The organism is Bradyrhizobium sp., from assembly GCF_016213215.1.
In the GTDB taxonomy this organism is placed as follows: domain Bacteria; phylum Pseudomonadota; class Alphaproteobacteria; order Rhizobiales; family Xanthobacteraceae; genus Bradyrhizobium.
This window is the reverse complement of sequence record NZ_JACRAW010000078.1, coordinates 1-25,179: the sequence shown is the minus strand read 5'-3', so window position 1 is coordinate 25,179 and position 25,179 is coordinate 1. Positions and strand designations below refer to the sequence as shown.

26 protein-coding genes are annotated in these 25,179 nt (G+C 64.7%); 5 read left to right on the top strand and 21 right to left on the bottom strand.

Translation table 11 applies throughout. From position 1 onward, the window contains the following. Positions 1–367: NusA N-terminal domain-containing protein (locus HY852_RS14040; RefSeq protein ID WP_291605334.1), on the bottom strand; the 367-nt coding region annotated here is incomplete at its 3' end. 2 nt (positions 368–369) lie between these two features. Next, positions 370–1,122, bottom strand: a complete 753-nt coding sequence (gene rimP / locus HY852_RS14035; RefSeq protein ID WP_291605333.1) for a ribosome maturation factor RimP — start codon at positions 1,120–1,122, stop codon at positions 370–372. 337 nt (positions 1,123–1,459) lie between these two features. On the opposite strand from rimP, the gene HY852_RS14030 reads away from it, so the two are divergent. Together HY852_RS14030 and HY852_RS14025 are read left to right on the top strand one after the other, a co-directional pair. After that, a complete protein-coding gene (locus HY852_RS14030; protein ID WP_291605332.1) occupies positions 1,460–2,596 on the top strand; it encodes a DUF2336 domain-containing protein in 1,137 nt (378 codons plus the stop codon). 21 nt (positions 2,597–2,617) lie between these two features. Then, positions 2,618–3,463, top strand: coding sequence for a phytanoyl-CoA dioxygenase family protein (locus HY852_RS14025; protein WP_291605331.1), 846 nt, complete (start codon positions 2,618–2,620; stop codon positions 3,461–3,463). Positions 3,464–3,553: 90 nt separating this feature from the next. Here HY852_RS14025 and trmB read toward each other — a convergent pair whose 3' ends face one another. The 16 genes from trmB to murJ form a co-directional block, all read right to left on the bottom strand. Continuing rightward, positions 3,554–4,261: a tRNA (guanosine(46)-N7)-methyltransferase TrmB gene (trmB, locus tag HY852_RS14020; protein WP_291605330.1), complete on the bottom strand. Its 708-nt coding sequence runs from the start codon at positions 4,259–4,261 to the stop codon at positions 3,554–3,556. Then, on the bottom strand, positions 4,258–5,388 hold the full coding sequence (locus HY852_RS14015; protein ID WP_291605338.1) for a M20 family metallopeptidase: 1,131 nt from the start codon (positions 5,386–5,388) through the stop codon (positions 4,258–4,260). Before HY852_RS14015 ends, trmB begins: the two co-directional genes overlap by 4 nt. A gap of 174 nt (positions 5,389–5,562) precedes the next feature. Then, positions 5,563–5,976 carry a helix-turn-helix transcriptional regulator gene (locus HY852_RS14010; RefSeq protein WP_291605337.1) on the bottom strand — a complete coding sequence of 138 codons (414 nt, stop codon included), beginning with the start codon at positions 5,974–5,976 and terminating at the stop codon, positions 5,563–5,565. Between the two features lie 220 nt (positions 5,977–6,196). After that, positions 6,197–7,810 (bottom strand): apolipoprotein N-acyltransferase, encoded by a 1,614-nt coding sequence (lnt, locus tag HY852_RS14005; RefSeq protein ID WP_291605328.1) that lies wholly within the window; start codon positions 7,808–7,810, stop codon positions 6,197–6,199. After that, positions 7,807–8,925 carry a hemolysin family protein gene (locus tag HY852_RS14000; protein WP_291605327.1) on the bottom strand — a complete coding sequence of 373 codons (1,119 nt, stop codon included), beginning with the start codon at positions 8,923–8,925 and terminating at the stop codon, positions 7,807–7,809. The genes lnt and HY852_RS14000 overlap by 4 nt, the downstream gene beginning before the upstream one ends. A gap of 13 nt (positions 8,926–8,938) precedes the next feature. Then, positions 8,939–9,436 (bottom strand): rRNA maturation RNase YbeY, encoded by a 498-nt coding sequence (gene ybeY, locus HY852_RS13995; RefSeq protein ID WP_291605326.1) that lies wholly within the window; start codon positions 9,434–9,436, stop codon positions 8,939–8,941. Between the two features lie 59 nt (positions 9,437–9,495). Then, entirely contained in the window at positions 9,496–10,491 is a 996-nt protein-coding gene (locus HY852_RS13990) for a PhoH family protein (protein WP_291605336.1), read from the bottom strand. Between the two features lie 63 nt (positions 10,492–10,554). Next, complete coding sequence (miaB, locus tag HY852_RS13985; RefSeq protein WP_291605325.1) at positions 10,555–11,958, bottom strand: tRNA (N6-isopentenyl adenosine(37)-C2)-methylthiotransferase MiaB; 1,404 nt, start codon at positions 11,956–11,958, stop codon at positions 10,555–10,557. Positions 11,959–12,142: 184 nt separating this feature from the next. Continuing rightward, a complete protein-coding gene (locus HY852_RS13980; RefSeq protein ID WP_291605324.1) occupies positions 12,143–12,820 on the bottom strand; it encodes an HAD family hydrolase in 678 nt (225 codons plus the stop codon). A 187-nt stretch (positions 12,821–13,007) separates the two neighbouring features. Next, a complete protein-coding gene (locus HY852_RS13975) occupies positions 13,008–13,463 on the bottom strand; it encodes a Fur family transcriptional regulator (RefSeq protein ID WP_291605323.1) in 456 nt (151 codons plus the stop codon). Between the two features lie 42 nt (positions 13,464–13,505). After that, positions 13,506–13,991 carry a ribosomal protein S18-alanine N-acetyltransferase gene (gene rimI, locus HY852_RS13970; protein ID WP_291605322.1) on the bottom strand — a complete coding sequence of 162 codons (486 nt, stop codon included), beginning with the start codon at positions 13,989–13,991 and terminating at the stop codon, positions 13,506–13,508. Positions 13,992–14,001: 10 nt separating this feature from the next. After that, complete coding sequence (gene tsaB / locus HY852_RS13965) at positions 14,002–14,697, bottom strand: tRNA (adenosine(37)-N6)-threonylcarbamoyltransferase complex dimerization subunit type 1 TsaB (protein ID WP_291605321.1); 696 nt, start codon at positions 14,695–14,697, stop codon at positions 14,002–14,004. An 88-nt stretch (positions 14,698–14,785) separates the two neighbouring features. Further along, a complete protein-coding gene (locus tag HY852_RS13960) occupies positions 14,786–15,355 on the bottom strand; it encodes a NifU family protein (RefSeq protein WP_291605320.1) in 570 nt (189 codons plus the stop codon). 172 nt (positions 15,356–15,527) lie between these two features. Further along, positions 15,528–16,022, bottom strand: coding sequence for a universal stress protein (locus HY852_RS13955; protein WP_291605319.1), 495 nt, complete (start codon positions 16,020–16,022; stop codon positions 15,528–15,530). Between the two features lie 128 nt (positions 16,023–16,150). Continuing rightward, the gene (gene trpS, locus HY852_RS13950; protein ID WP_291605317.1) at positions 16,151–17,215 is read right to left on the bottom strand and encodes a tryptophan--tRNA ligase; all 1,065 of its coding nucleotides are present in this window, start codon (positions 17,213–17,215) and stop codon (positions 16,151–16,153) included. Positions 17,216–17,498: 283 nt separating this feature from the next. Next, complete coding sequence (murJ, locus tag HY852_RS13945; protein ID WP_291605316.1) at positions 17,499–19,040, bottom strand: murein biosynthesis integral membrane protein MurJ; 1,542 nt, start codon at positions 19,038–19,040, stop codon at positions 17,499–17,501. Between the two features lie 292 nt (positions 19,041–19,332). On the opposite strand from murJ, the gene HY852_RS13940 reads away from it, so the two are divergent. Beyond that, positions 19,333–20,334 carry an adenosine kinase gene (locus HY852_RS13940; protein WP_291605315.1) on the top strand — a complete coding sequence of 334 codons (1,002 nt, stop codon included), beginning with the start codon at positions 19,333–19,335 and terminating at the stop codon, positions 20,332–20,334. Positions 20,335–20,423: 89 nt separating this feature from the next. Here the strand turns inward: HY852_RS13940 and HY852_RS13935 are convergent, their stop codons facing one another. Continuing rightward, entirely contained in the window at positions 20,424–21,617 is a 1,194-nt protein-coding gene (locus HY852_RS13935) for a serine hydrolase (RefSeq protein ID WP_291605314.1), read from the bottom strand. Between the two features lie 348 nt (positions 21,618–21,965). On the opposite strand from HY852_RS13935, the gene HY852_RS13930 reads away from it, so the two are divergent. Both HY852_RS13930 and HY852_RS13925 read left to right on the top strand, forming a co-directional pair. Beyond that, entirely contained in the window at positions 21,966–22,286 is a 321-nt protein-coding gene (locus HY852_RS13930) for a hypothetical protein (RefSeq protein WP_291605335.1), read from the top strand. 118 nt (positions 22,287–22,404) lie between these two features. Continuing rightward, the gene (locus HY852_RS13925) at positions 22,405–23,901 is read left to right on the top strand and encodes an NAD-dependent succinate-semialdehyde dehydrogenase (protein ID WP_291605313.1); all 1,497 of its coding nucleotides are present in this window, start codon (positions 22,405–22,407) and stop codon (positions 23,899–23,901) included. 93 nt (positions 23,902–23,994) lie between these two features. Here the strand turns inward: HY852_RS13925 and HY852_RS13920 are convergent, their stop codons facing one another. After that, entirely contained in the window at positions 23,995–24,912 is a 918-nt protein-coding gene (locus HY852_RS13920; RefSeq protein WP_291605312.1) for a phosphoribosylaminoimidazolesuccinocarboxamide synthase, read from the bottom strand. A 63-nt stretch (positions 24,913–24,975) separates the two neighbouring features. Further along, positions 24,976–25,179, bottom strand: a 204-nt coding sequence (locus HY852_RS13915) for a pirin-like C-terminal cupin domain-containing protein (RefSeq protein WP_291605311.1), incomplete at its 5' end; no start/stop codon positions are given.

Genomic DNA, 25,179 nt, shown 5'->3' with positions numbered 1-25,179 from the left:
CCTTCTGCACGATGACCTGCTTGGCGGACTGTGCGGCGATGCGGCCATATTCCAGCGGCGGCAGGGTGTCGGCGATGGTGTCGCCGAGCTGGGCGCCGGGATTGGCCCTGCGGGCATCTTCCAGCGAGATCTGGTTGGCGTGATTTTCCACCTTCTCGACCACCAGCATGTGGCGCGACAGGCGGAGTTCGCCCTTCTTGGGATCGATCTCGGCGTGGACGTCGGTCTCGCTGCCGTAACGCGCGCGCGCCGCTTTCGCGATGGCGTCCTCCATCGCCGCGATCACGATTCCGCGGTCGATAGACTTCTCGCGCGCGACGGCGTCGGCGATCTGCAGCAGCTCGAGTCTGTTGGCACTGACGGCCATTGTTAGTCTCCTTCGGTAGGATCGATTTCGCCGCGGCGCGCACGTTCTGCGGCGAGGCGATGTTGCTTGGTGTTCTTCGGGGCCGGCTTCCTAGCCGGCTTCGGCTGGTGGCCCCTGTCGTCTTGAATCTTGGCGTGCGGTGCGGCGGGCGGCTCCAGCCCGAGATTGCGGCGCAGCTCGCGCTCGGCCGCCTTGCCGCGGCGCATGGATTCGGCAATCAGTTCGTCGGTCAGGACGAGTCGCGCCTCACCGATATCCTCCATTGTCAGAAGGATGTCGGGATTCTCACCCGCCGGTGTGTCATCACGATGGAGCCGTACGCGATCGCCTTCGACCCCGTTGAGGATTCCGCGGAACCGCTTCCGGCCCTCATGGGCAACCCTCATTTCGACCTTCACGAGATGGCCGGCGTAGCGCTCGAAATCGGAGCGCCGCACCAGCGGCCGGTCGATGCCCGGCGAGGAAATCTCGAGACGGTAGGCCCGTTCGATCGGGTCGGCGACGTCGAGCACCGGGGACAGCGCCCGCGAAACCGCTTCGCAGTCCTCGATCTGCATCGATCCGTCGGGCCGCTCAGCCATGATCTGGACGGTGCAGCCCGTTTCGCCCGAGATGCGCACCCGCACCAGCCGGTAGCCCATGCCTTCCAGCACCGGCGAGGCGATCGCGGACACGCGCGCTGCCAGGCCGGGCTCGACGACGAGGCGCGGCTCGGTCAACAGGTCGGCTTGCGCGGAACCAACGGTCTCGGTCATATGCAGGGTCAAGACGCTCCAGCGATTGGGCTCTAAGGGTTCCGACCGGGTCAACCCCCGGTCCGACGGCGCTACCCGAACCACCATCCGGCTTGGTTCAGGTAATAAAAAAGAGCGGGTCCCGGGGGGCCCACTCTCAATACGCTATCGTATGAGATACCTTAAGTGCCGCTGATATAGCGCTTTTCGCCCTTTACGACAAGGCCCGCGACGCAATTGGCGCGGCTTTTTTACCGGCGCGACGCGGCGACCGCCTAACGTTTCGTTCACCAAGACAAGCCAAAGATCCCGGCAAGCCGGCGTGCCGTGTCCTCCCGGCACCGCCAAGTAGCGTTCCATGTCAGTCGTCGCATCGTGGATTCCAGGATTGGACGAGATCGTCAGGCGCGGCGATCGGAAACGCCGCACCGAGGCGGCGCAGCGCATCGCCGAGCTGTTCTTTGAACAGGCGGCGAAGCTGAGGCCCGCTCACGTCGCGCTGCTCGACGGGCTCCTGATCGACCTAGTGCCTCTCGCCGAACTGTCGGCACGGATCGATCTTTCCGAGCGCCTCTCGCTGCACGCTAACGCGCCACGCAACCTCGTCGGACAGCTCGCGCGCGAAAATGAGATTTTGGTGGCCGGTCCCGTGCTGCGGCGCTCGCCCGTCATCGATGAGGCGATCCTGGTCGAAATCGCGGGCCAGAAGAGCCAGGAGCACCTGCTCGCGATGTCGGAGCGGCAGAAGCTTTCAACCGGACTTACCGACGTGCTGATGCGACGGGGCGACCGCGACGTTGTCCGACGTACAGCCGGCAACGCCGGAGCCGAGTTTTCCATGGCCGGCTATTCGGAGCTGATCAGGCGGGCGAGGGGTGACGGCGTGCTCACGCTCAAGGTGGGACAGCGCGACGATCTATCGCAGCAGGCGCTGCAGGAGCTCTTGAGCGGATCGATGGACGTCGTCCGACGCCGCCTGTTCGAGGTGGTCAAGCCCGACCGTCAGGCCGAAATCAAGATCGTCATGAGCGCGCTCACCGGCGTGCCCGAGCCGGTCAAGAGCACCCGCGATTTCCTCCCCGCCCAGCGCAAGGTGCTGGCGCTGCATCGCGAAGGCGGTGTCAACGAAAGTGCGCTGCTCGATTTCGCCAAGGCCTTTCGGTACGAGGAATCGATCGCGGTGCTGTCGGCCATGTCGGGCGTTGCGATCGCAACGCTCGATCGCCTGATCGAGGCCGGCCGCCATGATCCGATGCTGGTCATCGGCAAGGCGATCGGCCTGGAATGGGCTACCGTACGCGCCTTGATCATGCTCCGGTTCGGGCAACATCGCGTCGCGGCGCCGGCCGATATCGAGGCGGCACGGGCCAATTTCGCCCGCCTGATGCCCTCGACCGCCGAGCGGGTGGTTAGTTTCTGGAAGGCAGGCAGTCGATCTGACAGCTCCCCAAGCGAATATGGCCGCGCTATGCTCGCGGCAACGGCGCGGCAATAGCGCCGAGCAGGGAGGCTGGAAATGCTCAGCGAAGCCGACATCCAGGGGCATGTCGATCGCATCCGCAACCACGGATACACGGTGATCGAAGCTGCCGCCGACTCAAAGCTTGTCGAGGAATTGAAAGCCGCGCTGCTACGTATTGAACACGAGCACAATCTCGGTCTCGCCAGGACCTCGTTCGAGGGATTCAAGACGCTCCGCATCAACAATCTGCTCATCTATGACGATCTGTTCTGGGAAGTGCCGCTGCACGATAACGTCCTGCCGATCGTCGAGCGGATGCTGGACAAGGAGTGCCTTCTGTCCTCGTTCTGCTCGCTGGTGCTGGGTCCGGGGCAGGAGGCCCAGCCGATCCATGAGGACACGCAACTCATCCCGCTGCCTCGTCCGCACATCCCGATCGTGCTCAACGCCATCTGGGCGCTCTCCGACTTCACCGGGAAGAACGGCGCCACGCGCATCGTTCCGGGCAGCCACAAATACGATCACGCGCCGGAATACGGCAAGGAGTACGAAGCGATCACCGCGACCATGCCCGCCGGCGGCGTCATGCTGTTTGACAGCGCGCTTTGGCATGGCGCCGGCGCCAATGTCTCGAACGAACGGCGCTTTGCCTTCTCCTGTGCCTATTGCTGGGGGTGGATGCGACAGCAGGAGAATCTTCAGCTCGGCATTCCGCGCGAGACCGCCAGGCGTTTTCCGCGCCGGCTGCAGGAATTGTGCGGCTATAGCGTGTACAAGGGACAGTTCGGTCACATTGACAACCACGACCCGATCGAACTCTTGGGCCGCGACCGGGGCAAGCGCATGGTTTGGGAAGCGACTGACGTGAAGAAAGCGAGAGTGGCGGCGGCGAAGCACTGACGGCTGCTGGTCGATCTGGATTGATCGATTTGCGACAGCATCGGAGGCGCTTAGCTCTCCCCGATGGGCAGAAACAAGCTCGAGCTGAGCTCACACCCTGCGAAACCGCAAATAGGTCGCGTGCCTTCCTTCGCGCTCGGCTTTGCGGCCGTAGCGGGTCATGGTGTAGCCCTGCCACGGCTCCTTCCAGTCGCTCGCGCGCTCGGCGCTCCATCTGAAATCGGGCGAGCGGCCAAGATGCGCCAGAGTCCAGGCGCAGTAATCGTCGATATCGCTGACGAAGCGGAATTCGCCGCCCGCCTTCAGCACGCGCGCCATGGCAGCGATGGTCTTGTCCTGCACGAAGCGCCGCTTCCAGTGACGACGCTTCGGCCAGGGATCGGGATGGATCAGGTCGATCCGCGACAGCGAACCTTTCGGCAGCCAGGCGAGCAGCTCGGCGGCATCGCCCGCGAACAGGCGGATATTGCCGATGTTATGCGCCTCGATCTGGGCGAGGATCTTCGCCATCCCGTTGACGTAAGGCTCGCAGCCGATGAAGCCGTGGTTCGGATAAGCAAGCGCCTCCGCCGCCAGATGTTCGCCGCCGCCAAAGCCGATCTCGAGCCTTACCTCTTGCGCGCGCGGGTCGAACAATTCGCCGGCGTCCATCGGCGAAATGCGCGCGACGTCGAGCGCAAGGCGCGGCAGCAAATGCTCGATCAAGTCGGCCTGGTGCGCGCGCAGCTTGTGTCCCTTGCGCCGTCCGAAGAACGCGCGCGCGGTGTCGGGCTGATGGTCTTCTTCGTCCATGCTCATCGAAGTGTCTGGTATAGCCGGTAGAGCAGCCGTGCGCGGGGCTCGATCGAGGAGACATAAAGCTGTTCGTAATGGGTGTGCGCGCCCTGGCCGTCGACACCCAGCCCGTCGAGGGTCGCGGTCCGTGCCGCCGTGAAATTGCCGTCGGATCCGCCCCCGGTATAGGTGTCGAGGAGGTCGAAGCCGAGCTCGGCGGCAAGGTTTCTCGCGTGTTCGAACAGCGCTGAGCCAGCCTTGTTCTTCTCGTAAGGCGGCCGGTTAAGCTCGCCCACGACCTTGACCGAGACGCCTTCCGTCCGTGAGGCGAGGCCAAGAATCCTGGCCACGAATTCATCGGCATCGGCAATGGTCGGAACGCGCAGGTCGACTTCGGCATAGGCTTCTTCCGGCGTGACGTTCGGACGCGTGCCGCCGCGCACCACGCCAACATTCACCGTGACGCCACGCTCGAGATCGTTCATCGCCTCCAGCGTCAGGATGACGTTTGCGAGTTCGCGCACCGCGCTGCGGCCGTCCTCGGGGCGCAAGCCCGCATGTGCCGGCACGCCCTTGATGACGACGTCGAAGCGCCCGACGCCCTTCCGCCCGGTGACGATCTTGCCGCCGTCGCGCGCGGGCTCGGTCACCAGCACGTATTTGGCCTTCCGCCCTTCGGCCTCGATCAGCGCGCGCGAGGTCGGGCTGCCGATCTCCTCATCGGAGGTGAAGAGATGGGTGATGCCGAGCGGGGCACGGCCGGTCGGGCCGCATATCTCGCGGAAGGCGTGATAGGCGACATAGCCGCCGCCCTTCATATCGTAGATGCCGGGTCCGAATGCGCTGTCGCCCTCGACCCTGAACGGCAGGCGCTCGATGAATCCCAACGGATGCACGGTATCGAGATGGCTGAGCACCAGGATGCCGGGTTGGTCCTGTCCCCATGCCGAGCGCACCGCCAGGTGATCGCCGCAGCCGTTCGTTCCCGGGATGCGTTCGACGCTCACAGGCAGTTCGCGATAACCTTCGGCCACGAGACTCACGAGCTTGTTGACCTGCTCCGGCGCCTCGGTCGGCGTCTCGATCTCCACCCAACGGCGGATGCCGTCGAGGATGGTCGCGGTGTCGAAGGGATTTGACGTGCCGGACATGGCCTGGCCTGGTTCGAGAATGAAAATGCTCAATGCAGGCGGCGCATTCCGGCCCGCCCTGGACGATCACATAGGCCAGATCTGCGGCGGTCTCAAACCGGAATGGCGATGATGCTCGATCAAGGGCCTGACGCGCGTTGGCGATCCAGCCTGATCCCATCGCGCTTTAGGACATTATCTCTTGTCCGGTCCCTCGCGCGCGGCAATCTGCTCGACAAGGTCGACGATGCTGCGGCGGAGCTTGGGATCGGTAATGCGGGTGAAGGCCCGCGTCAGTGCGAGACCCTCGGAGGTTGCCAGAAAGTCAGAAACAAAAGATGGCGAGCTGCCTTCGCTGAATCCGTCTCCGCCCGCGGTGCCCGTAGGTCCGCCCTCGAACAGGAACGACACCGGCACCTGCAGGATCTCGGCGATCTGCTGGATGCGGCTGGCGCCGACGCGGTTGGTGCCCTTCTCGTATTTCTGGATTTGCTGGAAGGTCAGGCCCAGTGCATCGCCGAGCTTCTCCTGGCTCATGCCCAACATGATGCGGCGCATGCGCACGCGACTGCCGACATATTTGTCAACAGGGTTCGGCGCTTTCGACATCTCGGGACTCCTCAGGATCACGTTTAGCGAAAGAGGGAGCATTCCCCGGGTGCTAACGCCGTCAAAAAAATCCGCCATGAGTTTTCGGGAAACATTGCCGAGAACCTGCAATGCCCCAACCGGATTCTTTTGTTCCGCCAAGAATGAGAATGGCGGCCGATCTGTCAACTGCTGGATTTCGATTTCAAAAATCTTCTGGCGGCGGCCGAAGCGATGGGCATTAGAGTACCCGCTTGATGGCGCGCCGTCGTGCCGCAAAAATCAGGGCCAGCGCCACAATCATTGCGGCTGGAATGTCGCCTGTTCGCGCATAGATCGTCGGCGCAATCGCCGACGGCAGCTTCGAGTCGAGAACGCCTTCAACGCCAAGCCCGAGTTGCGCGATCGTTCGCCCAACAGGATCGATCACGGCTGAGATTCCCGTATTGGCTGCGCGAACGAGCGGCAATCCCTGCTCGATCGCACGCATGCGCGCCTGCTGAAGATGCTGATGGGGACCCGTCGAGATTCCGAACCAGCCGTCGTTGGTCAGGTTGAGCATCCAGCCGGGCCGATCGTTGCGAGGCGCAACGTCATCGGGAAAGATCGCCTCATAACAGATCAACGGTAGCGCGGCCGGCGCACCCGGCACCGGAAGCGGCCGGCGCCCCGTGCCGGCGATGAAGCCGCCCTGCACCTTTGTGAGCTGCTCGAGGCCGAACTCCTCCATCAGGTCCTGAAACGGCAGATATTCGCCGAACGGCACGAGGTGCAGCTTGTCATAGACCGACAGCACGCTGCCATCGTGGTCGATCACGTAGACCGAGTTGTACGCCCGCCGGATCGGCGTGCCGGGCGCCAGGTCGGGCGCGCGGACCGAGCCGGTAATGAGCACCGTGCCCTTGGGCAGGAGGTCGGTGATCTGCGCCATCGCATCGGCTTCGCGCGTCAGGAAGAACGGAAATGCCGATTCCGGCCAGATCAGGATGGTGGCGTCGCGCACGCCGGTCGACTGTGGACCCGAAGCGCGGTCGGACAGCGCCAGATATTTCCGCATCACCTCCGCCTTGGCGGAGTAATTGAACTTGGTGTCCTGCTGCAGGTTCGGCTGCATGATGCGCAACTTGGCATTGGCGACCATGCCGGTCGGATACAGCGACAGGCGGACGGCGCCGAACACGCTCATGGCAAGGACAAGCGCGAGTGCCGCCGCAGGCGCCGCCCAGGCGGTTCGTTCGCGCGCCGTTTGGTCGATCAGCACCGCCGGGCTTGCGAAGATCGCAACCGCCAGGAAAGTCATGCCCCACAGGCCGATCACCGATGAAAGCTGCGCCAGCGCCAGCGGCTCGGACAGCGCATAGCCGAACGCATTCCACGGAAATCCCGTCAGCGCATGGCCGCGCAGCCATTCGCTGATGGTGAGGCTGGCGGCGAGCGCGAGCACTCTCGAGGGGTCCTTGGCCCAGAGCAGGCGCGCCAGCGCAAAGCCGAAAGCGGTGAACAATGCGAGGTAGGCCGGCAGTCCCAGCACCGCGAACGGCATCAGCCAAGCGAAGGTCGGGGCATCGACCAGGAAGGCGTGGCCGATCCAGTAGAGGCCGGGCACGAAATATCCGAGGCCGAACCAGAACCCCGTCATCGCCGCGGCGGACAGGCCATTGAGCCGTCCGCCGCCGGCGCCGTCGATCAGCCAGACGACCACGGGAAAGGTCAGGAACAGGATCGGCCAGGCGTTGAACGGCGCTACAGCCAGCACCGACAGTGCGCCCGCGATGAGCGCGACGAGGGCGCGCCTCCATCCCCAGCTGAGAATGATCCAAAGAGCGACGGCGCGGAGCTTGTTCGTGATCGTCACTGGGAGCCGGCTCCATCGCTCGGCGGAAGAGAGGCATTGTCGCCGGGCTGAACCTGGCTGGTATCGGGCGCCGGCTCGCGGCGCCGGCCTTCGCGCTGCGTCCGCGACGTCGGGCGTTCCTTTCGCGTGGCAATGCGCAGGCGCTTGACCCGCCGCGGATCGGCGTCGAGCACTTCGACCTCGTAATTGCCCGGCCCCGAGATCACTTCGCCCCGGACCGGAAGTCGTCCCACGAAGCTCACGAGGTAGCCGCCCAACGTCGCAACTTCCTCGCCGGCTTCGCCAGTGACGAAATCCTCGCCGATCACCGAGCGGGCATCGTCGAGGCTGGCCCGAGCATCCGCGATGAAGGAGTTGTCGGGCTGCCGCACGATCGACGGCGGCTCGTGGCTGTCGTGCTCGTCGTCGATCTCGCCGACGACCTGCTCGACGATGTCCTCGATCGAAACCAGGCCGTCGCTGCCGCCATATTCGTCGACCACCAGCGCGAGGTGAATGCGCGAGGCCTGCATCTGCGCGAGCAGGTCGATCGCGCGCATCGACGGCGGCACATAGAGCAGCTTGCGGATGATGTTGGCCTCATGGAGCGGCATCGCGAGATCGACCGCGCGGAGATCGAGGCCCGCCGGCGGCGGCTTCTTGCGCTTGGCCTTCGCGGTCTCCGACACCCGCGCCTTCGCCGTCATGAACGCCAGGAGGTCGCGGATGTGGACGATGCCTTCAGGATCGTCGAGCGTCTCGTTGTAGACGACAAGGCGCGAATGGCCGGCGCCCTCGAAGCGGTCCATCAGGTCGCCGAGCGGGATGTCGCGCTTGACCGCGATGATGTCGGCGCGGTGCACCATGACGTCGGCGATGCGGCGTTCGTGCAGATTGAGGATGTTGCGCAGCATGGTGCGCTCGACGGCCGAGAAGCCGGCCTCGTCCGGCCTCGAGGCGTCGAGCACGACCTGCAGGTCGTCGCGGACCGATCCCGCCTTCCAGCCGAACAGGGTGCGGATGGCGCGCAGCAGCCAGTTCTCCGACGCAGGCCGGGGAACCTCGCCCTGCGGCACCGGCACCGGCAGGTTGCGCGTGTTGCGCGGATTGTCGTGGGTCGGTTCGGAATCCGCCATTTCAATCCATCCGCTACCGCTCAGCATAGGGGTCGGGAATCCCAAGCTGGGCCAGGATCTGTTGTTCGAGCGATTCCATTTCCTCAGCGTCTTCATCGTCCTCGTGGTCGTGGCCGATCAGGTGAAGGAAGCCATGCACCGCCAGATGGCTGAGGTGGTCGTCGAACGGCTTCTGCTCCTCGTCCGCTTCCCGCCGCGTCGTCTCATAGGCGATGGCGATGTCGCCCAGCATGCGCGGGACCTCGTCGTCGCCGCGGGGGCCGGTCGGCGGCAAGGCGGGAAACGACAGCACGTTGGTCGGCTTGTCGACACCGCGCCAGTTGGCATTGAGCGTGCGGATCCCGGCATCGTCGGTCAGCATCACGGCCAGCTCGGCGCCGGCAACGTCCTCGTCGACCGCTTCGGCCGCCGCCGCGATCGCCCGCTGGATCACGGCTTCGGCCTCAGGCTGGTCCTGCCAGCAGTCTGCGGCGATGAGGACCTCGGTCATGGGAAGGTTTGAGTGCGGCATCTTCTCGTTTCGGAAGCAAATCGCCTTAAGTCGCGCCCGCTCCCGGCTGTCTTCTCTCGTTATGGCGTGTTGGTCGCCGGCCGCTGCGGCGAACCTTCGTAGGCGGCGACGATCCGCGCGACCAGTTCGTGGCGGATGACGTCCTCGGCGGTAAAGGTGACTTGAGAGATGCCCTCGACGCCGTTCAAGAGGCGGGTGGCCTCCGAAAGCCCCGACGTTTGGCCGTTCGGCAGGTCGACCTGCGAGGGGTCGCCGGTGACGATCATGCGGCTGTTCTCGCCGAGCCGGGTCAGGAACATCTTCATCTGCATGGAGGTGGTGTTCTGCGCCTCGTCCAGGATGATCACGGCATTGGTCAGGGTGCGGCCGCGCATGAAGGCGAGCGGCGCGATCTCGATCTCGCCGGTCTGCAGCGCGCGTTCCACGATGCGCGCATCCATCAGGTCGTAGAGCGCGTCGTAGATCGGGCGCAGGTAGGGGTCCACTTTCTCGCGCAGATCGCCCGGCAAGAAGCCGAGCCGCTCGCCGGCCTCGACCGCCGGCCGCGACAGGATGATGCGGTCGACCTCCTTGCGCTCGAAGAGCTGCGCGGCGTGGGCGACCGCGAGCCAGGTCTTGCCGGTGCCGGCGGGGCCGATGCCGAACACGAGTTCGTGGCGCTTCAAGGCGCGGATGTAGGAATCCTGGGCGGCGGTGCGCGCCTTAACCGGCCGCTTGCGCAAGTTGATGGCCTCGAAGGTCGATCGCGCGGCCTTGGCGTCGAACTCGAACAGAGATCCTTGCGCGATCACGGCGCGGATCGCGCCTTCGACCTCGCCCTGATCGAGATCGTGCCCCTGCACCGCCTGCGAATACAGCGCCTCCAGCACGCGCCGCGCCGCATCGCAGCCGTCGCGCGTGCCGCCGATGGTGATGTGATTGCCGCGCGAGTCCACCACCACGCCCAGCCGGCGTTCAATCTGCGCGAGATTCTGGCCGTAGGGCCCGACGAGGGCGGAAACGGCGCGGTTGTCGTCGAAATCGATGACGACCTGGGTTTCGGGCGGGACTTGCATGTCGCGGTCAAACTTGCGGCCGGGAGCGAGCGAAGGCGAGTCCGATGCGCTTTTTGCCAAGGTTCAGGCTCCGGTGGCCGTCTGTGATGAAGCGGGTTCGATTCCCCGCGCCTGTCCCGGCGCAGCCAGCCGGCCAAGCAGGCTGTAACGTTCGAGGCTTTCGATCCTGACCGGGAGAACCCGTCCGATGATGTCGGCCGGCGCCATCACATGCGCCGGCTGCAGATAGGCGGTGCGGCCGACGATCTGGCCGGGATTGCGCGCTTCCCGCTCAAACAGCACGTCGATCGTCTCGCCGATGGCCGCCTCGTTGAAGGCCGCTTGCTGGCTGTCGATCAACTCCTGGAGCCGCTCCAATCGCTCGTCCATCTCGGCTGCTGATGCCGTCTCCTGCAGGTCCGCTGCCGGTGTTCCCGGCCGGGCGGAATATTTGAACGAATAAGCCGCAGCGTAACCGATTTGCCGGATCAGCGCGAGGGTGGCAGCGAAATCCTCCTCGGTCTCACCGGGAAAGCCGACGATAAAATCCGATGAAAATGCAATGTCTTGCCGCGCGGCGCGAAAACGGTCGACGATTTTTCGATAATCATCGCAGGTGTGCTTCCGGTTCATGGCGGCAAGGATGCGGTCCGAGCCGGACTGCACCGGAAGGTGCACGAAGGGCATCAGGGCGGGCACGTCCCGGTGGGCCTCGATCAGGCTGTCCTCGACATCGCGGGGGTGGCTGGTCGAATAGCGCAGGCGGGCAATGCCGGGAATCGCGGCCAGGCGCTCCAGGAGCTTGCCGAGCGGCCAGCTTCGCCCGTCCGGTCCCGCGCCGTGATAGGCGTTGACGTTCTGGCCGATCAAGGTGATCTCGCGCACGCCGCTGTCTGCGAGCCGCGTGGCGTCATCGACGATCCTGCCGACCGCCCGCGAGACTTCGGCGCCCCGGGTGTAGGGCACCACGCAGAAGGTGCAGAACTTGTCGCAGCCTTCCTGGACGGTAACGAAGGCGGAGATGCCGCGGGCGCGGATCGCGTCGGGCTTCGGCGCGGGAAGGAAGCCGAACTTGTCCTCGGCCGGAAACTCGGTCTCGATCGCGCGACCCTCGCGCGCGGCGCGCTGCAACAGCTGCGGTAAATGGTGATAGCTTTGCGGGCCGACCACGACGTCGACAACCGGCGCGCGGCGGACGATCTCTTCGCCTTCGGCCTGGGCGACGCAGCCCGCCACCGCGATGCTCATGGAGCGGCCTTCCCGGGCCGCCTCGTCCTTGGCGACGCGCAGCCGCCCGAGCTCGGAATAAACCTTCTCCGACGCCTTCTCGCGGATATGGCAGGTGTTGAGGATGACGAGATCGGCATCCTCGGCGCGTGTCGTCTCGACGAAGCCTTCGTCCGCCATGGTGTCCACCATGCGCTGGGCATCGTAGACGTTCATCTGACAGCCATAGGACTTGATGTGCAGCTTGCGCGGCGGCTTCATGGAACCTGATTGCGACGGGGACACGTGCCTTTGCGGCACCGCTCAGATATAGGCTGCAGGGCCGGAAATCCAGCGACGGAAACCCAAAAAGCGGTCGTGGGGCGTGCGCGAACCCGGAATCCCGAGATTCTCCGGTGCGCGATTGCGCACCGTAGTTCGATGCCGACGCATCGGGCCTGAATGGTTAACCCGTCCTTCGGGCTTGCACCTGCTTGATCAGTCCAGGCAGTTGCCGCATGTCGTCAAAGGTAAGGTCGGCGCCGGCACCGCGCAGGGCCTCGGCATGGCCCTGGCGGCAATGACTGCCGCCCAAGAAGCCGAATACCGTCATGCCCGCGGCGCGCGCGCCGGCAATTCCCGCCGTGCTGTCCTCGATGACGAGGCAATGCGGCGGCGAAACCTTCATCCTTTCCGCGGCAAACAGGAACAGGTCGGGCGCCGGCTTGCCGTTCCTGACCTGCGAAGCCGAAAAGATGTTGGGGGCAAAGCGGTCGTACAGCGAAGTCCGTCCGAGACTCACGCGCATGCGCTGCGGCGAGCCGCTGGACGCGACGCAAGTCGCGCACGCGATTTGACCGAGCACAGCATGAATGTGCGGTATAGGTTGGAGCTCCGCCTCGAAGGAGCGGAACAGCTCGTCCTGCAGTTCGGCGTGATAGTGGTCCGGAAGCTTGCGGCCGAGCTCGGCCTCGATCTCGAGATTGGCCTGCTGGGTCGAGCGGCCGAGAAAGCGATCGAACACCTGGGCGGCGGTGATCGGATAACCGTGCCGGCTCAGCACCTGCGCGTGCGCCCGGCAGGAAATGACCTCGCTGTCGACGAGCACGCCGTCGCAATCGAAGATGACGAGATCAACCGCCACTAGAGCATGATCCGGAACAGTGTGCTGCTCGAACAGCAAGCCAGAGCGCGGTGATGATTCATCCAGGACATCGCGCTTTAGCGCGCAATGAATGGCTGAGCGCCGCCCGTCATGGCGGAAATGCTTCCGCTCTCCCGCTTGCGGGAGAGGCGAACGAACTCATGGCTCGATTGCTTCGAGTCCGCCACTAGCTCTTGGATCTATCGTCGTCGAGCGGCAAGCAGTAGAGCTCGAGCCGGTGGTCGACCAGCTTGTAGCCGAGCCTGCGGGCGATTTCGGCCTGCAGCTTCTCGATCTCCTCGTCGGAGAATTCGATCACCGTGCCGTCGCGCAGATTGATCAGATGGTCGTGATGGCTGTCGCGCATCTGCTCGTAGCGGGCGCGGCCTTCACGAAAATCGTGCCGCTCGATGATGCCGGCGTCCTCGAACAGCTTCACCGTGCGATAGACGGTCGAGATCGAGATCTTGTCGTCCACCGCCACGCAGCGCCGATACAACTCTTCGACGTCGGGATGATCGGCGGCTTCGGCCAGAACGCGCGCGATGACGCGGCGCTGTTCAGTCATACGCATGCCGGTGGCGGCGCAGCGCGCCTCGATCGGCGTAGTCTTGGGCAGAGGTGCTTGTTTCAATGCAGTCATGGATCTTTTGCCTCGCGGGGCTGTTCTGGCATTTGCGCCAGTCTAGGACAAGTCGCGGCGCATCAGAAGCGCGTTCAGTTGTTCCCCGGTGGGCTGCTTATAGTAGCGTTCGCGGCGTCCGACCACTGTGAATCCAGCCCATTCGTAGAGCCGCCGCGCAGGTTGGTTATTTTCCTCGACTTCGAGAAATATAGTGCGCACGCCGCGACCGGCGAGATGACCGAGATGGGTCATCAACAAATTGCGAGACAGGCCACGACCGCGATAGGCAGGGTCGATGGCGATCGAAAGGATTTCGGCTTCATCGGCGCCGATCCGCGACACGGCGAATCCCACTGTCCTGTGGCCGAGCTTGAGGCGGTGAACGAGCGTGTTTCGCTCGCTGATCATGTTCTCGAACTCGGTTTCGCCCCAGCCGCGCGCGAAAGAGGCTGTATGAAGCTGGGCCAGCCGCGCCGCGTCGCGCTGGGCGGCCGGTTCGACCGTCGCGGTGCCGCCGCTCCAGAGTGCGGATAGCCAGGAAATCATGAGCTCGCCATCATGGCCTTGCCGGCTGTGCCGCGACGCGCGGCAGATCCGCCGGCTTGGCATCCGGCGCGCGCAAGTAGAACGGCCGCGGTGGTGCGAGCTCCGGCTGTGCGGCGGCTCCCAGCCAGGCGACCCAGGCGATGTCGGGCGCCGGCTGCGCATCGACCGCGACCGGAGCGGGCAAGTCCTTGGGCCAGCGGTCGGCAAGAATGTTCGCGGCATTGCCGACGAGATACGGGGCACCGAATCGGCATGCACTGATTGCTTCGCCGATAAATGCAACTTGAGGGCGCGCCAGCTCGGTGCCGTCCCCGGCGACGATCTGGAAATAGACGTGGTCGTGCCGCGCATCGATGGCGGACAGGACGGGCACCTCGCCGTTCCGGCTGACGAAGCCGGCGGCGTAGGCCGACAGCGTCGTCACGCCGACGGCCGGCTTGTCCGCCGCGAGAGCGATGCCGCGCGCCGCGGAAATGCCGACACGCAGCCCGGTGAAACTTCCGGGTCCGGTGGTGACGGCGATGCGGTCGAGTGAGGCAAAGGAAAGCGAGGATGCCGCGATCACGCGGCCGATCAGCGGCATCAGCGCCTCGGCGTGCCCGCGCTGCATTACCTGCGATTCCTGCGCGATCAGTCGGCCGCTCTCGGTATCGAGCACGGCCGCCGCGCAGGCATTGAGCGCGGTATCAATGGCGAGGATCAGCATGGAAAAGCGAATGGAAGGTGGTGAATGGCGAACACTCTAGCGGGCCGGTTTTCGCTTCGCCATTCGTTATTCGCCATTCGCGGCCTGGTCACACCGGCCGGACTTCGATCACCTCGGGCACGAAGTGACGCAGCAGGTTCTGGATGCCGTGCTTGAGCGTGGCGGTGGAGGACGGGCAGCCGGAGCAGGCGCCCTTCATATTGAGATAGACGATGCCGTCCTTGAAGCCGCGGAAGGTGATGTCGCCGCCGTCATTGGCGACCGCAGGCCGCACCCGCGTCTCGATCAAATCCTTGATCATGTCGACCGTCTCGGCGTCCGCATCGTCGTAGAACTCTTCGTTCTCCTCGCGCTCATCGTCGCTCGTCGCGCTGCCATCGGCCAGGAGCGGCGCGCCGGACATATAATGCTCCATGATGGCGCCGAGGATGGCGGGCTTGAGCTGTTGCCATTCACCGCTCGCCTTGGTCACGGTGATGAAATCGCTTCCATAGAACACGCCGGACACGCCGGGCACCTCGAACAGCCTCTCGGCAAGCGGGGAGCGGGCGGCGGCTTCGCGGGAGGAAAATTCCACGGTGCCGGCATCGAGCACGATGCGGCCGGGAATGAATTTGAGGGTGGCGGGATTGGGGGTGGCTTCGGTCTGGATGAACATGATTTTCTCCGAACGTCGCCGGTTCAAGGCCGGCGCGTGAGGGTATTCCCTAGCAGATGGCAACGGCAAACGCACGGTCAAGGGGCGGTACCAGGTTCCTTTTTAATATCATGATGTTACGGCAGTTCCTCTTCAACCTCCCCCTTCAGGGAGGGTGAAGAGCCGCGCCGCACTACGACAGTGCATCGATCGCCGCATCGCTCAACTCTCCGGAAATGATCGTGAGGGGAATCGGGAAGGTCCCCACTTCATTCGCGAGGAGGGTGATGAGCGGGCCCGGGCCCTCGGGTCCCGGATTGGCCGCCAGCACCAGCATGGCGATGTCGGGATCCTTGTCGATGACGTCGAGGATCTGATCCATCGCGTCCCCCTCGCGAATCACGCGCTCAGGCGTGATCGCGGCAATGCCGTTAGCCCGCCCGGCGGCGCGGTCGAGCGCGGCGTTGGCCTCCTCCAGCGCCTCGGCGCGCATGATGTTTGCAACCCCCAGCCATTCCTGGTTCTGGTCCTCGGTTTCGATGATGCGCAGCATCACCACGCCACCGCCGGCGCGCTTGGCCCAGCGGCTCGCGTAATACACCGCGCGGTCCCATTCGGCAGTGTCGTCAACGATGACCAGGCATTTCGGCCTGTGACCCGGCTCGAAGCATTGTCGCTGGGTGGTCATGCATGTCCCGGTGCTGCGCCCGGGTGATCAAGGGCGCACAAAGCATATGGTGCCACAGCTTCCCCGGCTTGGGGAGAGGTGACTCAGCTAACCAGTGTTCGACGGGAGCGACCGTCGTACCTGAGTAGCTACCACGGCCCCGTTTGCCCACGGATGAACCCGACGATATCTTTCGTTTTCGTCATGGTCTGGTCCGCCAGGGCCCGGGCGCGGTCAGCGCCGTCGATCAGCACCCGGTCGATGTAGGCGGGATCGGCGACCAGCCGCTTCATCTCGCCGGCAATCGGCGAGAGCTTCGAGACGCACAGTTCCACCAGCGCGTTCTTGAAGCTGGAGAACTGCCCGCCGCCGAACTCTCGCAGCACGTCCTGCTTGCTGCGGGCGGACAGCGCGGCAAAGATGCCGACGAGATTGTCGGCCTCGGGCCTGGCTTCCAGTCCCTTTTCCTCGCTGGGCAGCGGTTCCGGATCGGTCTTGGCCTTGCGAATCTTCTGCGCGATCGCGTCGGCATCGTCGGTGAGATTGATGCGCGAATAGTCCGAGGCGTCCGACTTCGACATCTTCTTCGTGCCGTCGCGCAAGCTCATGACCCGCGTCGCGGGTCCCATGATCAGCGGCTCCGGCAGCGGGAAGAACAGTCCATCATCGAACCCGCTGCGGCGGATGGAATCGGCGAAGTCGTTGTTGAACTTCTGTGCGATGTCGCGTGACAATTCGAGATGCTGCTTCTGGTCCTCGCCGACAGGGACATGAGTGGCGCGGTAGAGCAGGATGTCGGCGGCCATCAGCACCGGATAATCGTACAGCCCGATGGACGCGTTCTCGCGGTCCTTGCCGGCCTTCTCCTTGAACTGCGTCATGCGGTTCAGCCACCCGACGCGGGCGACGCAGTTGAAGATCCAGGCGAGCTCGGCGTGTCCGGCCACCTGGCTCTGGTTGAAGACGATATGCTTCTTGGGATCGATTCCGGCGGCGATGAAGGCCGCAGTCACTTCCCTGGTGTTGCGCGCCAGCTCGGTGGGGCCGCCCCAGACATCCACGCCCTGCGTGATCGCATGCATGTCCACAACGCAATAGATGCAGTTATGCGTCTCCTGCATCTTTACGAAGTTGACGATGGCGCCGAGGTAGTTGCCGAGGTGCAAATTGCCCGTCGGCTGGACGCCCGAAAAAACCAGTTCAGTAAATGCCATGGCAAGCTCTTCCCGCGGAAGCCGGTGTGGGCCGTCGTTTCCAACAGGCGCCGCGCGCCGTCAAGGGCAATTCGCTGGCCCAGGAGCCGTGATGAGATAGGGTCAATCTCTTGCGCCATCGACGGTGTCAAACCTCTCCCGTAGGGAGAGGTCGCGCCGAAGGCCCGGCTGAGGGGTTGCGCTCTCTCGTCGACCTGAACCCTCCTCACCCGATTTGCTGCGCAAATCGACCTCTCCCCGATGGGGAAAGGTTATCGAACTCGCGGCCTAAGCCATCGCTTACTCACTTAAGTGATGCGGGCCGTCGGATGGCGTTAACCGCGTCGCGCCAGGCGGCCACGCCGAGCAGGCGGAGGAGTAAGCCATAGATTAGGATGGCCCCGGATATCTGCGCGCACAGAACGGCCAGCTGGAACAGGCCATGGCTGCCGGCCGGCGCAAGCCCCATGGTCAACCACAATGGTACGCCCATGATCGATGCGGCGATCGCGATCCGCGGCAGTCGACGGAATGCCGCGTCGTCGATCGAGAAGCCGAAACTCGCGCCGCCCTGCCTGATGAGGTAGAGCGCGCTGCTCCATGCCCCGCCGGCGATGCTGGCGGCGATGCCGGGAGCGCCGAAGAAATGGCCGAGCGGAATAGCGAGAACGATCGCGGCCGTAACGCCGATAGCGGTGGCGATCAGAGGCGTGAGCGTGTCGTGGCGGGCATAGAAGGCCGGCGCCAGCGCCTTGATCAGCACATGGGCCGGCAGCCCGAGCGAAAGCCATGCCAGTGCGTGCGCCGTGGCCGCGCTGTCGCTTTCGCCGAACGCGCCGTGCTCGAACAGCAGGCGTACGATCGGTTCAGAGAGCGCGATCAACCCGATCATCGCCGGCAGCGCCAGCCCGGCCGCGAGCTCGAGCGCGCGCGACTCCGCGTGTGCAATCGCACGCTTGTCGGCCTCGCCGACCGCCCTTGTCAGTTCGGGCACGAGCACCGTGCCCATGGCAACGCCGACGATGCCGAGCGGCAGCTCGATCAGGCGGTTGGCGAAGTAAAGCCACGACACCGCCGAGGGTGTAGAGGATGCGATGATTGCGCCGGCCACCATCAGCCATTGCGGCGAGGAGCTCGCGAGCATGCCCGGGATGGCCCGTGCAAGAAAGGTGCGCATCTGCGAACCCAACGATATGCGCAAGGGCGTTGCCAGACGCGCACTGCGTTGCGCCAGCAGGACCATCAACTGCAATCCCCCGGCAAGCCCGACGGTGGCCGCCAGTAGCCAGGCTGCGGAGGTCGCGTCAGTGCGAAGTACCAGCAGCACAGCGACGGCCGCGATCAGTGCGATGTTGAACAGGACTGGCGAGAATGCCGTGAGCGCAACCCGCCCTTCCGCGTTGAGCAGCGCCATGAGCACGGTGACCGGACCGGCAAAGGCGAGATAGGGCAGCATCAGCCGCGCATCGGCCACGGCCAGATCGAGCGTGTCGCGTCCTGCAAAACCCGGCGCCAGCACGGTAATGACCTGCGGCATCAACAGGCCGATCAGGATCGAGGCGAGGATCAGGATCACAGAGAGCGTGCCGAGCACGCGACCAGCGAAGGCGGCCGCCGCGTTGGGGCCCTCGCTGCGGCGAACGCGCAGCCAGGCGGGCACCAGGGCTGCGTTCAGCGCGCCTTCGCTCAATAGCCGCCGCGCCACGTTGATGAGCTGGAAGGCGGCGAGAAACGCATCCGCCACCGGGCCCGTGCCGAGCATGGCCGCAATCAGCGAATCGCGAACGAATCCTGCCAGCCGCGAGGCCAGCGTGCCGGTCGAGACGGTGAGGAAGGAGCGGATCATTGGACGTGCATCACTATAGCGGTTTTGTGCGGGGTGGTGACGTTTTGCGTCAAGAAAGCGCGCGAAAACAAGAGTAGCGTTTTCGAGCGAAATGGGGACCGGTTCGAGTTGAGAAAACGCGTCTGCCCCCGCGGTTGCTTGCCCGTCTTTGGCCGGCGTGATAGGCCCCGCGGCACGTTCCTTGAGGCCGGCTTGCTTCAGGCTGAGGCTGACCTGTCTTCAGGCTGACTTGTTTCAGGCTGATTTGGAGCTGATTTTCCGCAACCGCAATTGTGCAACGGGATCAAGGTGAATGGCTGACGCTAAATATGACGTTCTGGGCATCGGCAACGCGCTGTTCGACGTGCTGGTCAGGACTGACGAGAATTTTCTCGCCAAACATGGCATGACCAAAGGCAGCATGGCGCTGATCGACGAGGCGCGCGCGGCGGCCATCTATCAGGACATGGGGCCGGCGACGGAAATGTCGGGCGGCTCGGCGGCAAATACCATTGTCGGAATCGCCAGTCTCGGCGCACGCGCGGCCTATGTCGGCAAGGTGAAGGACGATCAGATCGGGCGACTCTATGCCCACGACATTCGCGCCGCCGGCGTTTCGTTCAAGACACAAGCTGCCGCCGACGGTCCCGCTACCGGCTGCTCCTACATCCTGGTGACGCCGGATGGCGAGCGCACCATGAACACGTATCTCGGCGCGGCGCAGGACCTGTCGCCCGCCGACATCGATCCGGCCGAGATCGAGGCGTCACGCATCGTCTATCTCGAGGGTTATCTGTGGGATCCGAAGAACGCCAAGGAGGCTTTCGTCAAGGCAGCCGCGATTGCGCACGGCGCGCGGCGGCAGGTCGCGCTCACGCTGTCGGATTCGTTCTGCGTCGATCGCTACCGCGATGAATTCCTGTCCCTGATGCGCAGCGGCACCGTCGACCTCGTGTTCGCCAACGAGGCCGAGCTGCATTCGCTGTACCAGACGTCCGACTTCGACACCGCTCTCAGGCAGCTGCGCAACGATGTCGGTCTCGGCGTCGTCACCCGCAGCGAGAAGGGCTGCATGGTGACCTCGACGGAGGTGCAGATTGCGGTGCCGGCGTTCGCGGTCGAGGAGGTGATGGACACCACCGGCGCCGGTGATCTCTTCGCGGCCGGTTTCCTGTTCGGTCTCGCCCGCGGCCTCGGCTATGAGACGGCCGGCCGCCTCGGCGGCCTCGCCGCCGCCGAAGTGATCCAGCACATCGGTGCCCGCCCGCAGACCTCGCTGAAGGAACTGGCCGGGCAGAACGGGCTGGCGGTGTAAGATACCGCCTCTCGCCGCCGCCGGCTACGCCAAGGCTGCGCCGGGCGTGCAAGCCCGGCCATGACGGATGTCGAATGCAGGCACCGCGTTTACGCGGCTCTCTGGCCGCTGCCAGCATCGAGTCCGCTGTAAACACCGCGCTCGAAGCCGGAGAAGGCGTCGAGGCAGTGGTTGTCGGCGAAGGGCAGCACCTGCATCAGGATCACGCCGGTCACATCGCGCGAGGGGTCGATCCAGTAATAGGTGTTGGCGAGGCCCGCCCAGGCGAGGCTGCCGGGACTGCGGCCCTCCGGCGTGGTGGCGGTATTGATCAGGAAGCTGAGGCCCCACTTCTTCACCTGGTCCGGGAAGAGATCGACGTCGTTCGTGTACATCGGCGCGACCGAAGTCATCTTGGTCACGTTGAGATCGCCGATATGGTTCCGTGCCATCAGCGCCACCGTCTCGGGCTCGAGCACCTGGGCGCCGTTGCCGCGACCTTCGTTGAGTATCATCTGCGTGAACTTGATGTAGTCGCCTGCGGTCGAGTAGAGACCGCCGCCGCCCATGTGGAATTCCGGTTCCTGCTCCAGCTCGAACGGAATCGGCGCCAGCGTGCCGTCCGGGCTTCTTGCATGCATGCCGACCAGGCGCTGTCGCTGGGACTCGGAGATCCTGAAGCTGGTGTCGTTCATCCCGAGCGGCGCGATCAAATTGTCGCGCAGGTAGGCATCGAGACGCTTGCCGCTTGCAGCCTCAATGGCCTTGCCGACGAAGTCGATGTTGGTGCCGTACTCCCAGCGTGTGCCGGGGTCGCTCGTGATCGGTGTCCTGAGCGCGTCGTCCTTGCAGGTGGTGATCGCCGGAATACCTGCCCTCTCGAGATAGAGCGCCATGTCGCCGTTCCACATGTCGTAGCAGAAGCCGGCGGTGTGGGTCATGAGCTGGCGCAGCGTGATCGGGCTTCTCGCCGGGCGCAGCTTCGGCGCGCCGCTGGCGTCGAATCCCTCCAGCACCTGGGGCGAGGCAAGATCGGCCAGCACGGTGCCGATCGGCTCGTCGAGCGAAAGCCTGCCCTGTTCGACGAGCTGCATCGCGCCCGCGGTCGTGACCGCCTTTGTCATCGACGCGATCCAGAACACGCTGTCGGCGGTCATGGCATCGTCCTTGGAAAGATCGCGCTTTCCGAAGGCGCCTTCATAGAGGACGTCATCGCCGCTGGCGGCGACAGCGACAATGCCGGGGATCTCTCCGGCATCGGTCTTCTGACGCAGGAGCTGATCGATCTGAGCCTGGCTCTGCATGCGTTTCCTCCTGATCGTTTCTTGGAAGGCGCCGATCTTCCTCCGGCAACGAGCGCCCGGCAAGCATCCCATGTTCAGCGATACGTCCGGTCGCGATGTCGTGATCTGGCTTTGCGCGGCCGACGGACGAATTCGACGGCAACACGGAACTGCAACACTCCGCCGCACAATCTGCGGTGGATACAGGCCGCTCGACGCGTGACCCGAATCGGCGCGGCAGGATATGTTTGGCGCCTGCACTGCCTCTTGAAACATCGTTGTGCGTTAAGGCGTTCAGAACCGGGCCAGACGGCCGGATTTAGAATTAATGCCAATGTTTGCGGCGCAACGCGCCGCGAGGGGATGATGATGATCTCGACATGGAGTGAATGGAAGCGATACCCCCGTCCCGGACGGAGCGAGAATATCGAAGCGCCGATCTCGCCGGGCATCTATGAGGTGCGGGTTGCCGGTTCCGGCGCGCTGTATGCCTTCGGCGCCGTCGACAATGTGGCGCAGGCGCTGTCCTTGTTGCCTGTGCGCACCAGATCCTGGTTTGGCCGGCGCGACACCAATCCGCCGCCGCCACTCGAATATCGCACCTGCGCGACGTCGACCAAGGCGGATGCCAAGGCCGCGGCCGACCGCATGATCGGCCGGCGCGACACCTATATGAGCGGCGCGGCCTGAAAGGACTGCTTAAGCTGCCCGCGGATCGCTTGGAGCTGCTGCGCGTTGGGGTCCGGTGCATTGAGGGCCGGTTGAGCCTATAGTTGGTTTGACCAGCCTTGAATTCGAGGAGCACGCCATGACCCCGACCGCCGCCGCACGCGCTTCGCAAGGCTCCCAGCAGAGCCTGCGCGACCGCCTGAACGATCCCTCACTGCTGCGCGACCGCTGCTATGTCGACGGCGCCTGGGTCGGCACGCCCGAACTTGCCGTGGTCAACCCGGCAACGGGCGTCGAACTCGGCAAAGTGGCCCAGATGGGCGCGGCTGATGCTGTGCGTGCGGTCGAAGCCGCCGAGCGGGCGTTCCCCGCCTGGGCCAGGCTTACCGCCAAGCAGCGCTCCAACACCTTACGCAAATGGTACGAGCTGATCATCGCCAACCGCGAGGACCTGGCGCTGATTCTCACCTCCGAGCAGGGCAAGCCGCTCGCCGAGGCGCTGGGCGAGGTCGATATCGGCGGCGCCTATGTCGAGTTTTTCGCCGAGGAAGCCAGGCGCGTCTATGGCGAGACCATTCCCAGCCAGCGCCCGGATGCGCGACTCCTGGCGATCAAGCAGCCGATCGGGGTGTGCGGCGCCATCACGCCGTGGAATTTCCCCTCATCAATGATCACCCGCAAGGTGTCGCCGGCGCTGGCGGCCGGCTGCACCGTCGTGCTCAAGCCGGCCAACGAGACGCCCCTTTCCGCGCTCGCGCTGGCCGTGCTCGCCGAGAAGGCCGGCGTGCCCAAGGGCGTGTTCAACATCATCACCGGCGATGCGCCGCCGATCGGCAAGGTGCTGTGCGAGCACCCGGCGGTGCGGTTCGTCGGCTTCACCGGATCGACCGAGGTCGGCAAGATCCTTTACAGGCAGGCCTCCGTCGGGGTGAAGAAGCTCGGCCTCGAGCTCGGCGGGAATGCGCCATTCATCGTATTCGACGACGCCGACATCGATGCGGCGGTCGAGGGTGCGATCGTCTCGAAATATCGCAACATGGGGCAGACCTGCGTGTGCGCCAACCGCATGTACGCGCAGGACAAGATCTACGACGAGTTCGTGCAGAGGCTTTCCAGCAAGGTTGCGGCGATGAAGATCGGCGACGGTACAGAGGCCGGCGTCACGCAGGGCCCGCTCATCACCATGGAAGCGGTCGAGAAGGTCGAGCGGCACATTGCCGATGCTATCAAGCGCGGCGCCAGGGTCGTCACCGGCGGCAAGCGCCACGCGCTCGGCCGCACGTTCTTCGAGCCGACGGTGCTCTCCGACGTGAAGCCGGACTCGCTGGTTTCGCAGGAGGAAACCTTCGGGCCGCTCGCGCCGGTGATCCGCTTCAGGGATGAGGCCGACGTGATCGCGATGTGCAATGCCTCGCCGTTCGGGCTCGCGTCCTACTTCTACGCGCGTGATCTCGGCCGTGTCTGGCGCGTTGCGGAAGCGCTGGAATCGGGCATGGTCGGCGTCAACACCGGGCTGATCACCACCGAGGTCGCGCCGTTCGGCGGCGTGAAAGAGAGCGGCCTCGGCCGCGAAGGTTCGCATCACGGCATCGAGGAATATGTCGAGATCAAGTACGTGATGATGGCGGGGGTATAAGGGGGCCGCCGTCATTGCAAGGAGCGCAGCGACCGAAGCAATCCAGCCCGAGTCGCGGAGAGACGCAGGAGTGCTTCGCTTTGCGGCGCCAGCCTACGCGATCTTCAGCTCGCGGCCGGTGATCCGCCGGTAGGCTTCCAGATAGCGCTTGCTGGTGGCGTCCACGACCTCGGCCGGCAGGGGCGGTGGCGGCGCCTCGCCGTTCCAGCGGCCGGCGCGGCGCTCGGCGTCGAGATAATCGCGCAGGGGCTGCTTGTCGAAGCTCGGCTGCGGCCGGCCGGGCTTGTAGGCATCCACCGCCCAGAACCGCGAACTGTCCGGCGTCATCACCTCGTCGATCAGGATGATGCGGCCTGCCTTGTCGCGGCCGAATTCGAACTTGGTGTCTGCGATGATGATGCCCTGCTCGCGGGCGAGCTCTTCGCCGAGCGTGTAGACCGCGCGCGTCATGCTCTCCAGCGTATAAGCGATATCCTCGCCGACGATCTCGCGCATGCGCGCGATCGTGATGTTCTCGTCATGACCGGTCTCGGCCTTGGTGGCCGGGCTGAAGATCGCAGGCTCCAGCTTGCAGCTCTCGACCAGCCCCGCCGGCAGCTTCTCGCCGGCGAGCGTTCCGTGCGCGGCATATTCCTTCCAGGCGGAGCCGGAAAGATAGCCGCGGATCACGCATTCGATCGGAAACACGCTGGTAGCCCGGCACAGCATGGCGCGGCCGAGGATTTCGCCGCGATGCCCCTTCAATGCCGGGACCTGCTCGATGATCTCGTCCGCATTGGCGCTGATCACGTGATGCGGCACGACGCCTTCCAGTTCGTTGAACCAGAAGGCGCTGATCTGGGTCAGCACCGCGCCCTTCATCGGGATGGTCTCGGCCATGACGACGTCGAAGGCGCTGACGCGATCGGTCGCAACGAGCAGCACGCGGTCGTCGCCGGCCGCATAGATATCGCGCACCTTGCCGCGTCCGATGCGGGGCAGGGGCAGGTCGCTGGCGAGCATGGCGGTCATGGCAAAAGGACCTTAGCAGGGAATCGTCCCGCGCTGGCGCGAGATAGCAAGGAGGGAGATAGCCTAGTCCGGCAGCGGAATGAACTCGTGTTCTTGGGGAATCGGGGCAAAGCGACCGGTTTTCCAGTCCTGTTTGGCCTCCTCGATCCGCTCCTTGCTGGAGGAGACGAAATTCCACCAGATGTGGCGTGGGCCTTCCAGCGCATCGCCGCCGAGAAACATCATCCGCGTCGCCTTGAGCGCCTTCACGGTGATACGGTCGCCTGG

Bases quoted from the DNA above. Each gene is read 5' to 3' on its own strand.
- trpS (WP_291605317.1), bottom strand. From the start codon at position 17,215: ATGGCATTTACTGAACTGGTTTTTTCGGGCGTCCAGCCGACGGGCAAT.
- HY852_RS13960 (WP_291605320.1), bottom strand. From the start codon at position 15,355: ATGTTCATCCAGACCGAAGCCACCCCCAATCCCGCCACCCTCAAATTC.
- miaB (WP_291605325.1), bottom strand. From the start codon at position 11,958: ATGAAGCCGCCGCGCAAGCTGCACATCAAGTCCTATGGCTGTCAGATG.
- HY852_RS13975 (WP_291605323.1), bottom strand. From the start codon at position 13,463: ATGACTGCATTGAAACAAGCACCTCTGCCCAAGACTACGCCGATCGAG.
- HY852_RS13940 (WP_291605315.1), top strand. From the start codon at position 19,333: ATGGCTGACGCTAAATATGACGTTCTGGGCATCGGCAACGCGCTGTTC.
- HY852_RS13955 (WP_291605319.1), bottom strand. From the start codon at position 16,022: ATGACCACCCAGCGACAATGCTTCGAGCCGGGTCACAGGCCGAAATGC.
- ybeY (WP_291605326.1), bottom strand. From the start codon at position 9,436: ATGCCGCACTCAAACCTTCCCATGACCGAGGTCCTCATCGCCGCAGAC.
- HY852_RS14010 (WP_291605337.1), bottom strand. From the start codon at position 5,976: ATGTCGAAAGCGCCGAACCCTGTTGACAAATATGTCGGCAGTCGCGTG.
- HY852_RS13990 (WP_291605336.1), bottom strand. From the start codon at position 10,491: ATGCAAGTCCCGCCCGAAACCCAGGTCGTCATCGATTTCGACGACAAC.
- HY852_RS13935 (WP_291605314.1), bottom strand. From the start codon at position 21,617: ATGCAGAGCCAGGCTCAGATCGATCAGCTCCTGCGTCAGAAGACCGAT.
- HY852_RS14030 (WP_291605332.1), top strand. From the start codon at position 1,460: ATGTCAGTCGTCGCATCGTGGATTCCAGGATTGGACGAGATCGTCAGG.
- murJ (WP_291605316.1), bottom strand. From the start codon at position 19,040: ATGATCCGCTCCTTCCTCACCGTCTCGACCGGCACGCTGGCCTCGCGG.
- rimI (WP_291605322.1), bottom strand. From the start codon at position 13,991: ATGATTTCCTGGCTATCCGCACTCTGGAGCGGCGGCACCGCGACGGTC.
- HY852_RS14000 (WP_291605327.1), bottom strand. From the start codon at position 8,925: ATGGCGGATTCCGAACCGACCCACGACAATCCGCGCAACACGCGCAAC.
- HY852_RS13930 (WP_291605335.1), top strand. From the start codon at position 21,966: ATGATCTCGACATGGAGTGAATGGAAGCGATACCCCCGTCCCGGACGG.
- HY852_RS14015 (WP_291605338.1), bottom strand. From the start codon at position 5,388: ATGTCCGGCACGTCAAATCCCTTCGACACCGCGACCATCCTCGACGGC.
- rimP (WP_291605333.1), bottom strand. From the start codon at position 1,122: ATGACCGAGACCGTTGGTTCCGCGCAAGCCGACCTGTTGACCGAGCCG.
- trmB (WP_291605330.1), bottom strand. From the start codon at position 4,261: ATGAGCATGGACGAAGAAGACCATCAGCCCGACACCGCGCGCGCGTTC.
- HY852_RS13925 (WP_291605313.1), top strand. From the start codon at position 22,405: ATGACCCCGACCGCCGCCGCACGCGCTTCGCAAGGCTCCCAGCAGAGC.
- HY852_RS13920 (WP_291605312.1), bottom strand. From the start codon at position 24,912: ATGACCGCCATGCTCGCCAGCGACCTGCCCCTGCCCCGCATCGGACGC.
- HY852_RS14025 (WP_291605331.1), top strand. From the start codon at position 2,618: ATGCTCAGCGAAGCCGACATCCAGGGGCATGTCGATCGCATCCGCAAC.
- tsaB (WP_291605321.1), bottom strand. From the start codon at position 14,697: ATGCTGATCCTCGCCATTGATACCGCGCTCAATGCCTGCGCGGCGGCC.